Raw genomic sequence first — 13,916 nt, forward strand, 5'->3', positions numbered from 1 at the left:
TTATCATAAGCTTTGCATGTCTGTATGCGTTGACAGCTTGGTGTTTCAAGCTTGTCGAAGAAAAGTAAGGGGGAATAAAAAATGTGGATCATTATGGGGATTGTACTTGTGTTCCTTTTCGGCTATCTAGGGCATGCATTACTTTATCCTGAAAACTATTAATAGGCTTGTAGGAGGTATTGCGGTATGTGGCAAATCGCCATCGTATTAATTATTTCATTACCAATCGTTATTTTAACTGGTCACTATCTATTTCGGGTGACAATGCAACAAAAAACATGGCTTGATCCAATAATGGATAGATTTGATGCCATAATTTATAGGTTATGTGGCATTAAGCAAGTAGATATGACGGGTAAGCAGTATGTGCTTTCGTTAATTTTGTCGAACGCCTTTATGGTGTTTATTGGATACGTTCTTTTACGAATTCAAGCTATGTTGTTTTTAAACCCAAATGATATTGACAATATGGAAGCAACACTTTCGTTTAATACCATAATTTCATTTATGACGAATACAAATCTTCAGCATTATAGTGGCGAATCAGGACTTAGTTATTTATCACAAATGCTAATCATTATCTTTATGATGTTTACATCTGCAGCTACTGGTTATGCCGCTTGTATGGCGTTCTGCCGTCGTCTTGTTGCTAAAACCGATACTATTGGTAATTTCTTTGTGGATTTTGTTCGTGTTATCACACGTGTGTTAATGCCTATATCTATTGTTGTTGCCATTATTTTAGTTTCTCAAGGTTCACCACAAACCTTGAGTGCGAATAAAACTGTACAAACAATAGAAGGTAAACTACAAGATATTGCACTTGGGCCTGTAGCTTCTCTTGAATCTATCAAGCATATAGGAACAAATGGTGGTGGCTTTAATGGGGCAAATTCAACAACACCTTTTGAAAATCCAACGGTCATTTCTAATATTGTGGAAATGCTATCTATGATGTTATTACCAGGTGCTTGTGTAGTTGCATTTAGTTTAATGGTTGTATATAGAAAAAAGAAAACTATATTTGGAAAGCAAGGGCTAGCCATTTTTGTAGCAATGAGTGCGCTGTTTCTAGTTGGATTGGTGACTGTATATGTAGCGGAGAGAGCGGGTAATCCGATCATTAGTGAGCTCGGAATTACACAGGAGCTAGGAAGTATGGAAGGAAAAGAGATGCGCTTTGGGGTGGCGCAATCAGCGTTATTTACAACAGTGACAACTGCCTTTACAACTGGGTCTGTCAATAATATGCATGATACATTAACGCCGCTTGGTGGTCTTGTACCGATGTTTAATATGATGTTAAATGTTGTGTTTGGAGGCAAGGGAGTCGGCCTGATGAACATGATGATGTATGTGTTATTAACAATTTTTATCGCCTGTTTGATGATTGGTCGAACACCACAGTTTTTAGGTAAGAAAATTGAGGAGAAGGAAATGAAGTTAATTGCACTCTGCATTCTAATTCATCCTGCTATTATTTTGCTATTTTCAGCGCTTGCAGTACTAACACCGTCAGGAGTTGCAGCCATAACGAATCCAGGGGCACATGGTTTATCTCAAGTTCTATATGAATTTGCATCTGCCTCAGCAAATAATGGCTCAGGTTTTGAAGGATTAGCTGACAACTCAACATTTTGGAATGTCACAACAGGGCTTGCAATGTTCTTTGGACGTTATTTAACGATTATTATTCAACTAGCTATTGCGTCTCTACTAGCGAAAAAAATGTTTCACAGTGATTCGGTGGGAACATTAAAAACAGATAATACTATTTTTACATTTTTACTTGTTGCTATCGTTTTAATGATTGGTGCTCTAACATTTTTACCGGCATTAGCACTTGGGCCAATTACAGAGCACTTACAACTTTATCTTCATTCAGCTTAAGATTCCCACCTCTGAATGTGGTGAGATGAATGCGGATGTGGTTCCTTTTCAGTGGGAACCCAAATCCCTACTGATTGAAGAGCCTCCGGTGGATGTCACGGATTTTGAAAGGAATGAATAAAGGATGTTAGCCTAAAACCTTTGCATCCTGCGAAAACGGCTAACTGACCTGCATCGGTAAAAACGCCACGTCCTGTGGCATTACCGAAATGACCGACATTGTGTCGTCCCTCGTGCAGGCCTGGACACAATTCAAAATCCGGACGCATTGATTATCTGCGCATACAAATGTTTTCTGCGCGACAGCTACAATTACGCCAAGGCGAAAATGATTTTTAATTAAGGAGAGACACCTATGGAAACAGTAAGAAAAGGTTTGATTACGGGCAATATGCTAAAAAGCTCAATCATAGATGCTTTAAAGAAATTTAGTCCAATATATATGTTGAAAAATCCCGTTATGTTTGTAGTAGAAGTAGGGTTTATGTTTGTCCTACTATTAACCCTCTTTCCGAATATGTTTGGTAGCGGAGTAGGAGAACATGATCGATTGTATAATGCAATTGTCGCTGTCATTCTTTTTGTAACCATTCTTTTTGCTAACTTTGCTGAGTCGATTGCTGAAGGGCGAGGAAAGGCACAGGTTCAAACGTTAAAAAATACTAAAACAGTTACACAGGCTCGTGTCTTACTGAGTGATGGCTCTGAAATACTTAAACAGGCACATGAATTAAAAAAGGGTGATATTGTTTTAGTTCAGGCAGGAGAGGTTATTCCAAATGATGGTGAAGTCATTGAAGGAATCGCTACGGTAGATGAATCGGCGATAACAGGTGAATCTGCGCCTGTTGTAAAGGAGCGAGGTGGAGATTTTTCATCAGTGACAGGTGGTACAACGGTTACGAGTGATTGGTTAATGATCGAAATTACCTCGATGCCTGGTGAATCATTTTTAGATAAAATGATCTCGCTCATCGAAGGAGCCAGTCGTAAAAAAACACCAAATGAGATAGCGCTCAATACACTTTTAGTAAGTTTAACGATTATTTTCTTATTAGTTGTTGTAACGCTCTATCCAATGACAACTTATTTAAATGTACCAATTTCTATCGCAACGTTAATTGCACTTACAGTTTGTTTAATTCCCACAACAATTGGTGGATTATTGTCGGCAATTGGTATTGCAGGAATGGATAGAGTTACTCAGTTTAATGTTATTGCGATGTCTGGAAGAGCAGTAGAGGCGTGTGGAGATGTAGATACATTAATTTTAGATAAAACTGGAACTATTACTTATGGAAATCGCATGGCAGCTGAATTTCTCCCAGTAAAAGGGGTGGAAAGTAAAGATTTAATGCAAGCTGCATGGCTTAGTTCCTTAACAGATGATACACCTGAAGGAAAGTCTATTTTGTCACTTGCTTGTGAATTAGGAGTGAAAACTGACGATGAAGAAAACATTATCAAGTCAAGTGAACATATTCCCTTTACCGCACAGACTCGTATGAGTGGTTTGGATATGAAGGATGGAACAAAAATTCGAAAAGGAGCCTATGATACGATAAAAAAAGAGAGCATAAACGCTGGTCATAGCATTCCTACAAATTTGGAACAGCTGATTCAACAAGTATCTTCTGTTGGCGGGACACCGCTAGTAGTAGCGATAAACAATAAAATTTTAGGTGTCATTTACTTAAAGGATGTCGTAAAGGCCGGACTCAAGGATCGCTTTGAACAGCTTCGAGCGATGGGTATTAAAACAATCATGTGTACAGGCGATAATCCATTAACTGCAGCGGCCATCGCAAAGGAAGCGGGGGTGGACAGCTTTATAGCAGAAAGTAAGCCAGAAGACAAAATTCAAGTTATTAAAGATGAGCAGGCACTAGGAAAAGTAGTAGCTATGACAGGGGACGGAACAAATGACGCTCCTGCATTAGCACAAGCTAACGTAGGTCTTGCCATGAATTCGGGAACGAATGCAGCAAAGGAAGCTGCGAACATGGTCGATTTAGATTCAAATCCTACTAAAATTATTGAAGTTGTAGAGATAGGAAAGCAGTTGCTGATGACGCGAGGTGCGTTAACGACTTTCAGTATTGCAAATGATATCGCAAAGTATTTTGCCATTATTCCAGCGATGTTAATGGTTGCTGTACCAGAGATGAGTACATTAAACATTATGAATCTCAATTCTCCATCAAGTGCGATTATTTCTGCTTTAATTTTTAACGCAGTGATTATACCACTATTAATACCTATTGCAATGAAGGGTGTAAAGTATAAGCCGATGAGTGCTACAAAATTATTAAATAAAAATTTACTTGTTTATGGAGTAGGTGGGATTATCGCTCCGTTTATTGGCATTAAGTTGATTGATTTACTAGTTGGACCACTATTCCATACGTTTGGGTTATAGGAGGAAGGACATGCGAAAACTTTTTGAGAATTCAAAGCAAGCATTACTCATTACAATGACAATGTTCGTTTTATGTGGTTTTATATACCCATTTGCAGTGACTGCATTAGCTCAAGGGTTATTTCATCATAAAGCAAATGGTAGTTTAATAGAAACGGATGGTGAAACTGTTGGTTCAGAATTAATCGGTCAAACTTTTACTGCACCACAATATTTCTGGGGTCGAGTCTCCTCTGTTAACTATAATGTCTATACAAAAGAGGATACGATACCAGACGAAAATGGTCAGGTGAACTATAGTGGTGTTAGCTCTGGAACTTTTAACTATGCACCATCCAATCCAGAATTGAAGAAACGGATAGAAGCAGATATCGAGAAGTTTCTACTAGCAAACCCATCGGTAAAACGACAAGACATACCTGCTGATTTAATGACCGCTTCAGGCTCAGGTTTGGATCCACATATTAGTGTGAAGGCTGCAGAAATACAAATCGAACGAATTGCCCAAGCAAGTGGGCTTTCGAAGGATGAGATTGAAAAAATAATAGAAACAAATACCGAAAAGCGTTCATTAGGGATTTTTGGAGAAAATAAAGTGAACTTACTAATGGCCAATCTGGATATAATGAAAAAAATGGAGGAGAAATAGTTTAGTCTCTAAAAGGTGGGGTGAGATTTATTATAGATTTATCTTGTATATAAGTTGATTGGAGTGGAGGCTGGACGCACCCGGGAAAGTGCTCAGTCGGAACGGAAATCAACCCTACGTTATGATGATGAGAAATAGAGGCGGAACAACAAATTGAAAAACAGGTAGAGAAGCTATTTTCTCTACCTGTCTTTATATAAATAAATTATGCTTGTGAATTTACAAGGATTTTAATATGGTTTCGCTCTTTCATTAGTACCTCGAAGCCTTCTGTTACGACTTCATCAAGTGCAATTCGTTTCGTTACAAGTTTTTCGGCAGGGAAGTAGCCTTGTTTCATTAATTCCATAACCGCTGGGAAAATATCGCGATAAGCAATAATCCCTTTCACAGAACGCTCTGTCAGTACGATATTGTTTGGCAGAATTGAAGCTTCAGTTTCCCAAATAGAAACGATAATTGTTTCACCTTCAAATGTTGTTGAATCAATAGCTTGTTGTAATACTACAGGAACCCCAGTTACTTCAAATGCAACATCTACGCCACCATTTGTTAATTCATGTAGACGAGCTACTGCATCCTCATCTTTAGGATTAATAACTGCTGTAGCGCCTAGCTCTAATGCTTTAGCTGCACGTTCTGCCGAAAGCTCTACCGCGTAAATTTCGGCTGCTCCAGCTGCACGCAATGCCTCGATAACAAGAAGACCGATTGGCCCAGTTCCAAAGACAGCCGCTGTATCGCCAGCTTTTAGTTTACTTTGACGAACTGAATGTAATGCTACTGCCGCTGGTTCAACAAGTGCACCTTGTTCGAAGGAAAGACCCTCTGGCATTTTGTGTACCATTTTTTCATCTACCATTGTATATTCAGAGAAACCTCCGCCACCGCCAGAAAGACCGTGGAAGCCTAAGTGCTTACAAATATTGTATTTCCCTTTTTTACAAGCGGCACATTCTCCACATGCAAGTATAGGTTCTACAACTACAGGATCTCCAACTTGTACCTTTGTAACACCGTCGCCAATTTCTACTACTTCACCAGAAAACTCATGTCCCATAACAATTGGTGCAATATCTTTACTTACATAGTGAGGTTGTTCCACTGGAATGAATATTGGGCCAGCTGCGTATTCATGTAAATCACTACCACAAATCCCTGTCCAATGTACTTTAATTTTTACTTTTCCAGGTGAAATTACGGGTTCTTCAATGTTTTCTACACGGATGTCTTTTGCTTTATACCATCTTGCTGCTTTCATGATAAGTCAACCTCCTCTAGTATCTTACATTTTAATCGTAACATATGGAAATTTTACAAGGCATTAGTTAACAATAAATTGCCATAAAATATACTAATTCTTGTTCTTCTTTTCGACAAAATATAAATAAAGTGTGTATCGAAAAAACAAAGGTTGATTTCACTCGAGGGCACTGAAAAAGTCTATATTTTCTCACATTGCGAGGTATTCAACGATTAAATCGTTGAATACCTCGATTTTTCATTTGGCACTGTGACTCTACTGTTGTTTTCCGAAGCATTCCGCTCGCTTTCCGCGGGCGAGTGATGCTTCTCCAAACAACGCAATGTATCACACTATTATTTTAGTCAAGCTTTCCTTTATAATAAAAGGAATTAATATGCAATGTGCAGGTGGTGCCCCCGATGATTTCAAATCAAGAAACCCCTAATTTAAGTCCATATATGGCGATCTACGATATTGTTGTGCTACTTCAAAATACGGAAGCATTTAAGCAATTAGCTACAAATCGCTACAAAGTAGAAGCGAAGCATAGTGAATTAAAAAATGGACACGGGTACGATACGGCAACGACTGCGGGTCTATTTGGCATGGAAATTCAAGGTGCTACAACGAGATTCGCTGTCAATTTGAAACGGAGATTAAAGCTACTAAACGAAAATGAATAAGGAATAGAGACAGAAATAAAGCACTTCCTGTTCAAAATCGAACAAGAAGTGCCTTATTTTTATCTGAAAAAGGTTCGTTTTTATGAAAACGTAAGTTTTTCAGTGCCCTCATTTCACTCCGAGTAGTGTTTTTTGCGCAAGCTCATCCCGAAGGAGTCGCCACTCTCCATGAGTTCATCATTATAATAAGTAGCAAACTGAATCAAAATAGTATTAGTTTTTACATACTTAGTAAATATCGACTAAATTATATTGGAAACTCATCCTAGAAGAAAACGAGTCAATTTCGACGTTCCTCACAAAATGGGAATGTCGAGGTCTACGATTACATTACTAAACAGCTTTATTCAATTAAGAGTAGCGTTTGTCTAAAGGTCTGAATGCTTTTTTTTATTGCATATTCACAGTATTTCGAGTAACTTTGATAAGGGCTTCGCTACAGCCATGATAAAAATATAAAATTATGTTCATGCTTTAGATAATGGGACGTTAATATACCTAAAAGTTGAATCATGATACAATGGGAAAGATGTTAGGAGGAACGAATTATGTCAAAATATACTGATTATAATTTTCAGCCATTTTTGCAGGACGCAATTGCAAAACTTGGCTTTACAGAACCAACGCCGATTCAAAAGGAAATCATTCCGCTATTATTAAAAGGAAAGAGTGCAATCGGACAAGCGCATACAGGGACGGGAAAAACACATAGTTTTTTAATTCCGATTGTGCAACGAATTAATGCTGATAAGCAGGAAGTACAAGCTGTTATTACATCACCTACACGTGAGCTTGCACAACAAATTTTTGATGCATTAAATCAATTAATAGAAGGAACAACTATTCAAGCGAAACTATTTATTGGAGGTACGGACAAACAACGCTCCATTGATAAGTTAAAAACGCAACCACAAATTGTTGTCGGAACGCCAGGACGTATTCGTGATCTCGTTTCAGAACAAGCGTTATTTGTGCATACGGCGCCAATTTTAGTTGTCGATGAGGCAGATTTAGCCTTCGATATGGGCTTTATAGAGGAAATCGATGGTTTTGCTTCCCAAATGCCAGAAAACCTTGAAATGTTTGTATTCTCAGCAACAATTCCAGAAAAGCTTCAGCCTTTCTTAAAAAAATATATGGAAGCACCTGTTCATATCCATATGAACGATAAACGCCCGGTCGCAGAAGGAATTGACTTTGTGCTTGTCCCAGTGCGTTCTAAATCTCGTAACAAACGTTTGTTGGAAGTTATTGAAGGGATCAATCCATTTTTAGCTGTAATTTTCACTAACACACGTAAAACAGCAGAGCACGTTGCTGGCTACTTAAATGAAAATGGGATTCGCTGTGGTCAAATCCATGGTGACTTAAGTCCACGTGATCGTAAGAAGATGATGAAGCAAATTCGAGAATTGGACTATCAATATATCGTTGCAACAGACCTTGCAGCACGTGGTATCGATATTCAAGGAATTTCACATGTCATTAACTACGAAATTCCAGAGGACTTAGAGTTCTTTATTCATCGTGTGGGACGTACAGCGCGTGCAGGGAATAAAGGAACGGCTATTACGTTGTTTGAGCCATCAGATGAGGATGCAGTAGTACGTGTTGAAAAAATGGGCATTCCATTTGTCCAAAAAGATGTAAAAGATGGCGAATGGTCTGAACTAAAAGAGCGCCATGCACGTAAAAATCGTGTGAAGCATGAAAATGAAATCGATGCGAAAGCAAAGTCATTAGTGCGTAAGCCGAAAAAAGTAAAACCAGGCTACAAGCGTAATATGAAATGGGAAATGGAAAAAATTAAAAAACGTGAACGTCGTTTAAAAGCTCGCGGTAAAAAATAAGGAGGCATTCAAATGCTACTTGGATCACATGTTTCAATGAGCGGAAAAGAAATGCTGCTTGGATCAAGTAAAGAGGCCCTTTCATATGGGGCAAATACCTTTATGATTTATACAGGTGCACCGCAAAACACTCGTCGTAAAGCAATTGCTGATCTTAATATTATGAATGGTTTACTACACATGAAAGAGCATGGTATGACAAATATTGTTGTCCATGCTCCATACATTATAAATATTGCGAACACAGAAAAACCTGAAACTTTCCGTCTAGGTGTAGATTTTTTACAGTCTGAAATCGAACGTACAGCAGCGTTGGAAGCAACACAAATTGTTTTACATCCAGGCGCCCATGTAGGTGCAGGAGCAGACGCAGGTATTGCCAAGATTATTGAAGGTTTAAACGAAGTGTTGTCACAGGATTTCCCTGTACAAATCGCATTAGAGACAATGGCGGGGAAAGGAACTGAATGTGGTCGTTCCTTTGAAGAGCTTGCTAAAATTATAGATGGTGTAACACATAATGAACGTCTTTCAGTATGCTTTGATACATGTCATACTCATGACGCTGGTTATAATATTGTAGAAGATTTTGATGGCGTCTTAAATGAGTTTGATAAAATGATAGGTATTGACCGTATTAAAGTCCTTCATATCAATGATTCAAAAAACGTTCGTGGCGCAGGAAAAGACCGTCACGAAAATATTGGCTTCGGTCATATTGGCTTTGATGCATTAAAATATGTTGTACATCATCCACAATTAATGGAGATTCCTAAAATCCTAGAAACACCATTTGTCGCATTAAATAGTGATGCCAAATCAAAATCGGCTCCTTATAAACATGAAATTGAAATGCTTCGTAATGGAAAGTTTAAACCAGAGTTAATCGATGCTCTAAGAGGATAGAATAAATAGCCCGAAATCAGCATAAGACTGATTTCGGGCTACTTTTTTCTTCATTCAAAAGTAATTGTAGCGACAGCAACACTTGTTTTTTGTAGCGAAAGCAAAGCGGCAGCGGCAAATATTTTCTGAGCGACAGCGCAATTACACCAAGGCGAAAATGATCATTTCGTAAATAATGCAATCAATTGTCTGGAACGCTTTCTACCTAAAACAGCTTCAACCTCTACAAGAATATCTTTTGGAATACCTAAAAAAAGCCATGAAAATGAGAATTGCTCCAAATAAGGCCGGAGTTTTTTTACTTCAGAACTAGTAATTTCAAATCCTTCAGCACGTGCAATCGCAACAATTTCCTTATCACTACTATGTGTTAATTGCTGTAAAAATTGAATACTCAAAGCTAATCCTCCTTTAAAGTTGTTTAGTTTTTTGAAACAAAATCATTCTTGTGAACGTCGTGGCACCTATGAAAAAGCTTCACATTAATGTGTCAGAATCAATGTCTATAACAACTTGCAATCGAAACCAGTAGAATAGCAATCTTATTTTCTTTACAAATACTGTACTTTCATTTATACTTACAACTTGTTAAATCGTAATGATTTTGAATTAGAAAGAAGAGATTATACATGAAAAAATCATTAATTGACATTGAAAACGTGTCATTTCAATATGACTATACTCAAGTATTAAAAAATATCTCTTTCCGTGTAGAAGAGGGAGATTTTTTAGCACTTCTTGGTCCGAATGGTTCAGGGAAATCTACATTATTAAAAATTATTTTAGGGTTACTAAAACCAATGTCTGGAGAAATAAAGCTATTTGGTGAACCGAGTTCAACTTTTAAGCATCGTGAATGGATAGGGTATGTGTCACAAAAATCTAATGCCTTCAATTCAGGGTTTCCAGCAACTGTCCAAGAAGTAGTGAAAAGTGGATTATCGAAAAAATTAGGATTATTTAAAAGACCTGGACGAGATGCGAAGGAAAAAGTGTTAGAAGCATTAAAAGCTGTTGGAATGGAAGCATTTATGAATCGTAATATCGGTGAATTATCTGGTGGGCAACAGCAACGTGTATTTATTGCAAGAGCATTAGTTAGTGAACCAAAGCTACTAATATTAGATGAACCAACTGTCGGCATTGATCATGAGAATGTGCAGTCATTTTATGATATGCTGGCGAAATTGAATCGGGAACAGGGAATTACAATGATTCTTGTTACACACGATGTTGACACAGTGTCGAACCGTATCAGTCATGTAGCATGTTTAAATCAAACAATACACTTCCACGGTTACAAAAATGAATTTGATACAATTTCTCATGATGCGCTTGATGCTTGGTATGGCCATTCTGTGAGAAAGATTCACTAGAAGGAGAAGGCAAAATGATTGAAGCAATTTTTAACTATGAATTTTTACAAAACGCCTTTTTCTCTGGGCTTTTAATTGGCATAATCGCACCACTACTAGGTGTTTTTATTGTCGTTCGCAGGCTTTCGCTTATTGCTGATGCCTTGTCACATGTAACGCTGGCAGGTATAGCGGGGAGCTTATATATCAGTCAATCTGTTACAGCCTTGGCAATGCTAAATCCAATTTACTTAGGCATACTGGCCTCTGTTAGTGGTTCGATTTTAATTGAGCGACTTAGACGTTTATATAAGCACTATGAAGAGCTTGCCATTCCAATTATTATGTCAGGTGGGATTGGTATTAGTGCTATATTTATCTCACTTGCAAGTGGCTTTAGTACGGATTTAATGAGCTATTTATTTGGTTCGGTGTCAGCTGTATCTCGTCAGGATTTATGGGTAGTAATAGGAATTGCTGCTGTTGTCATTATCTTTTTGTTTATATTTTTTAAAGAACTTTTTGTTTTATCTTTCGATGAGGAATATGCAAAAGCAAGCGGTCTGCCTGCGCGTTGGATTCATCTCTTATTTATGATCGTTACAGCGCTTGTTATTGCTGCAAGTATGCGCATCGTTGGTATTTTACTTGTATCATCACTTATGACGTTACCAGTTGCTGCTGCAATGCGACTTGCAAAGGGCTTTAAGCAAACAATCATCTATGCAATTGTTTTTGGCGAAACGGCTGTGTTAATCGGTTTAGTCAGTGCTTTTTATTTAAATTTAGCACCCGGTGGTACAATTGTCGTTACTTCTATCTTAATTTTGTTACTTGTAATACTAGTGAAGAAAATAGTATTTAAAATAGCTGCAAATCGGGAGGAGGTAGCGCAGTGAATGTTTCAAGAGCGTGGGAAATTTTAAAAGAAAATGGCTTTAAAAAAACAGATAAGCGGGAGTTAATATTAGATATGTTTGCGGCGACAGATAAATATTTAACTGCTCGAGATTTATTAGATGTTTTGAAAAAAGATTTTCCGGGTATGAGTTTCGATACGATTTATCGCAACCTTGCAACGTTTGTGAAGCTAGGAATACTAGAGGAAACTGAGTTATCTGGGGAACGAAATTTTCGTATGCATTGTGAGTCTGAACATCATCACCATCATTTTATTTGTATGGATTGTGGTAATGTTAAGGAGCTAAATCTCTGCCCTATGGAAATGCTTGGAGAAAAGCTGCCGAACTATGAAATTGAAAATCATAAATTTGAGATCTATGGTAAATGTCCAGAGTGTAAACATGAAACTTTGTAAGATCTGAAATGACAATATTTGAAGAAAGGGGTAGTTCCAACGGAGATTAACTTGGAGCTGCCCCTTTTATAGTAACTATGTGGTAATCGAGTAGCTTTAATTTTATTGTATACAGGTCTTCTCCGACTATTATTGCGCATTACTCTAATAATCTATGATTTTTGAATGAAAAGAGATGGGTAATATGTCCGCTAGGCATTTAAAAAGATTTTTTCATTCTGAATAGAAGGTATGTATTGCTTCATGGGTATTTGTTTTCTTTAGCAAATAATAAAAAAGACGAATGATTACATATCATTCGTCTAATTTTTATTATTGATGTTTTTGTTGGAATTCTACCATAAAGTCACGTAGTGCTTCACAAGCCTCTAACGGTACAGCGTTATAAGTAGAAGCACGGCAGCCTCCTACAGAACGGTGTCCATTAAGTCCAACAAATCCTGCTGCCTTTGCTTCTGTAAGGAATTGTTTTTCAAGCTCTTCATCAGCAACACGGAAAGTGATGTTCATTAAAGAACGGCTTTCAGGTGTTGCATGACCTGTATAGAATCCGTTGCTATTGTCAATAGCATCATAAATTACTTTTGCTTTTAATTCATTATGCTTAGCAATTTCAGCAACGCCACCTTTTGATTCTACCCATTTTAAAACTTCACCTAACATATAGATACCAAAAGTTGGAGGTGTATTGTATAAAGAGTTGCTGTCAGCGTGTGTTGAATATTTTAGCATTGTAGGAATATTTTTATTCGCTTTCTCTAGCAAATCTTTGCGAATAATGACTACTGTTACACCAGATGGACCAAGATTTTTTTGAGCACCTGCATAAATTAGACCAAATTTACTTACATCAACTGGTTTAGAAAGGATATCACTAGACATATCCGCAATTAACGGTACATTTCCAGTTTCAGGGAATTCTTTCCATTGAGTACCGTAAATCGTATTGTTTGAAGTGATATGCAAATAGGCATCCTCTTCATTGAATTGGATATCTGCTAAAGCTGGGATATTGCGGTATTTATTTTCTTTTGTACTAGCAGCTTCTACAGGCGTACCAAATAATTTAGCCTCTTTGAATGCTTTTTCTGACCATGAACCTGACAATACATAGCTTGCTTTTTGATCTGCCTGTAGGAAGTTCATCGGTATCATTGTAAATTGTAGACTAGCGCCACCTTGTAGGAAAAGAACCTCATAGTTTTCTGGGATAGCATAAAGCTTTTTCAATAAAGCAATTGCTTCATTATGTACTTCGTCGAAAATGGCACTGCGGTGGCTCATTTCCATAATAGACATACCTGAGTCACGGAAGTTTACTAATTGTTGTTGGGCTTTTTCTAATACTTCTAGTGGTAGGGCAGATGGGCCTGCGTTAAAATTGTATGCACGATGTGTCAAAGTGGTACACTCCTTGTTTGGTTTTATAAGGTTAACTTTAGTCATAGGGGTTATACGTCCCTACTAATTAGTTGTTGAATCTATCAAGCTTTTACGATCATAGATTGAGAAATATACTGAACGTTAAAGCGGGATAAAAGCACTTTACTGGATTATAACTTAATTTTCAAGAGAAAAAATAAAATTCTCACTATTCAAG

At 37.5% G+C, this 13,916-nt stretch carries 11 protein-coding genes and 1 pseudogene; 9 read left to right on the forward strand and 3 right to left on the reverse strand.

All coding sequences use genetic code 11. The features are described from left to right. The first annotated feature begins 186 nt into the window (after positions 1–186). The 3 genes from kdpA to kdpC all read left to right on the forward strand — a co-directional run bounded on the left by kdpA (position 187) and on the right by kdpC (position 4,958). Positions 187–1,890: a potassium-transporting ATPase subunit KdpA gene (gene kdpA, locus JNUCC51_RS19865; RefSeq protein ID WP_337989424.1), complete on the forward strand. Its 1,704-nt coding sequence runs from the start codon at positions 187–189 to the stop codon at positions 1,888–1,890. Between the two features lie 355 nt (positions 1,891–2,245). Further along, positions 2,246–4,309 carry a potassium-transporting ATPase subunit KdpB gene (kdpB, locus tag JNUCC51_RS19870; RefSeq protein WP_337989425.1) on the forward strand — a complete coding sequence of 688 codons (2,064 nt, stop codon included), beginning with the start codon at positions 2,246–2,248 and terminating at the stop codon, positions 4,307–4,309. 10 nt (positions 4,310–4,319) lie between these two features. Then, positions 4,320–4,958 (forward strand): potassium-transporting ATPase subunit KdpC, encoded by a 639-nt coding sequence (kdpC, locus tag JNUCC51_RS19875; protein WP_337989426.1) that lies wholly within the window; start codon positions 4,320–4,322, stop codon positions 4,956–4,958. Between the two features lie 205 nt (positions 4,959–5,163). Here kdpC and JNUCC51_RS19880 read toward each other — a convergent pair whose 3' ends face one another. Then, positions 5,164–6,219 carry a 2,3-butanediol dehydrogenase gene (locus tag JNUCC51_RS19880; protein WP_337989427.1) on the reverse strand — a complete coding sequence of 352 codons (1,056 nt, stop codon included), beginning with the start codon at positions 6,217–6,219 and terminating at the stop codon, positions 5,164–5,166. Between the two features lie 473 nt (positions 6,220–6,692). Between JNUCC51_RS19880 and JNUCC51_RS19885 the strand changes: the two are divergent. From JNUCC51_RS19885 to JNUCC51_RS19895, 3 genes and pseudogenes are all read left to right on the forward strand, one after another. Beyond that, positions 6,693–6,887: pseudogene (locus JNUCC51_RS19885) on the forward strand (transposase); the annotation flags it as partial. 548 nt (positions 6,888–7,435) lie between these two features. Further along, on the forward strand, positions 7,436–8,737 hold the full coding sequence (locus JNUCC51_RS19890; RefSeq protein WP_337989428.1) for a DEAD/DEAH box helicase: 1,302 nt from the start codon (positions 7,436–7,438) through the stop codon (positions 8,735–8,737). Positions 8,738–8,749: 12 nt separating this feature from the next. Continuing rightward, on the forward strand, positions 8,750–9,643 hold the full coding sequence (locus JNUCC51_RS19895) for a deoxyribonuclease IV (RefSeq protein ID WP_337989429.1): 894 nt from the start codon (positions 8,750–8,752) through the stop codon (positions 9,641–9,643). A 161-nt stretch (positions 9,644–9,804) separates the two neighbouring features. Here the strand turns inward: JNUCC51_RS19895 and JNUCC51_RS19900 are convergent, their stop codons facing one another. Then, positions 9,805–10,041, reverse strand: coding sequence for an endonuclease IV (locus JNUCC51_RS19900; RefSeq protein WP_049663851.1), 237 nt, complete (start codon positions 10,039–10,041; stop codon positions 9,805–9,807). Between the two features lie 231 nt (positions 10,042–10,272). On the opposite strand from JNUCC51_RS19900, the gene JNUCC51_RS19905 reads away from it, so the two are divergent. From JNUCC51_RS19905 to JNUCC51_RS19915, 3 genes are read left to right on the forward strand one after another with little or no spacing between them, the layout of a single operon-like run. Beyond that, positions 10,273–11,019 (forward strand): metal ABC transporter ATP-binding protein, encoded by a 747-nt coding sequence (locus JNUCC51_RS19905; RefSeq protein ID WP_337989430.1) that lies wholly within the window; start codon positions 10,273–10,275, stop codon positions 11,017–11,019. Positions 11,020–11,033: 14 nt separating this feature from the next. Further along, the gene (locus tag JNUCC51_RS19910; protein WP_337989431.1) at positions 11,034–11,897 is read left to right on the forward strand and encodes a metal ABC transporter permease; all 864 of its coding nucleotides are present in this window, start codon (positions 11,034–11,036) and stop codon (positions 11,895–11,897) included. After that, positions 11,894–12,316, forward strand: coding sequence for a Fur family transcriptional regulator (locus tag JNUCC51_RS19915; RefSeq protein ID WP_134018361.1), 423 nt, complete (start codon positions 11,894–11,896; stop codon positions 12,314–12,316). The genes JNUCC51_RS19910 and JNUCC51_RS19915 overlap by 4 nt, the downstream gene beginning before the upstream one ends. A gap of 312 nt (positions 12,317–12,628) precedes the next feature. Here JNUCC51_RS19915 and serC read toward each other — a convergent pair whose 3' ends face one another. Next, positions 12,629–13,717 carry a 3-phosphoserine/phosphohydroxythreonine transaminase gene (gene serC / locus JNUCC51_RS19920; RefSeq protein WP_337989432.1) on the reverse strand — a complete coding sequence of 363 codons (1,089 nt, stop codon included), beginning with the start codon at positions 13,715–13,717 and terminating at the stop codon, positions 12,629–12,631. Between the last annotated feature and the right edge of the window lie 199 nt (positions 13,718–13,916).

The organism is Lysinibacillus sp. JNUCC 51 (assembly GCF_015999525.1).
GTDB classification, from domain to species: Bacteria; Bacillota; Bacilli; order Bacillales_A; family Planococcaceae; genus Lysinibacillus; species Lysinibacillus xylanilyticus.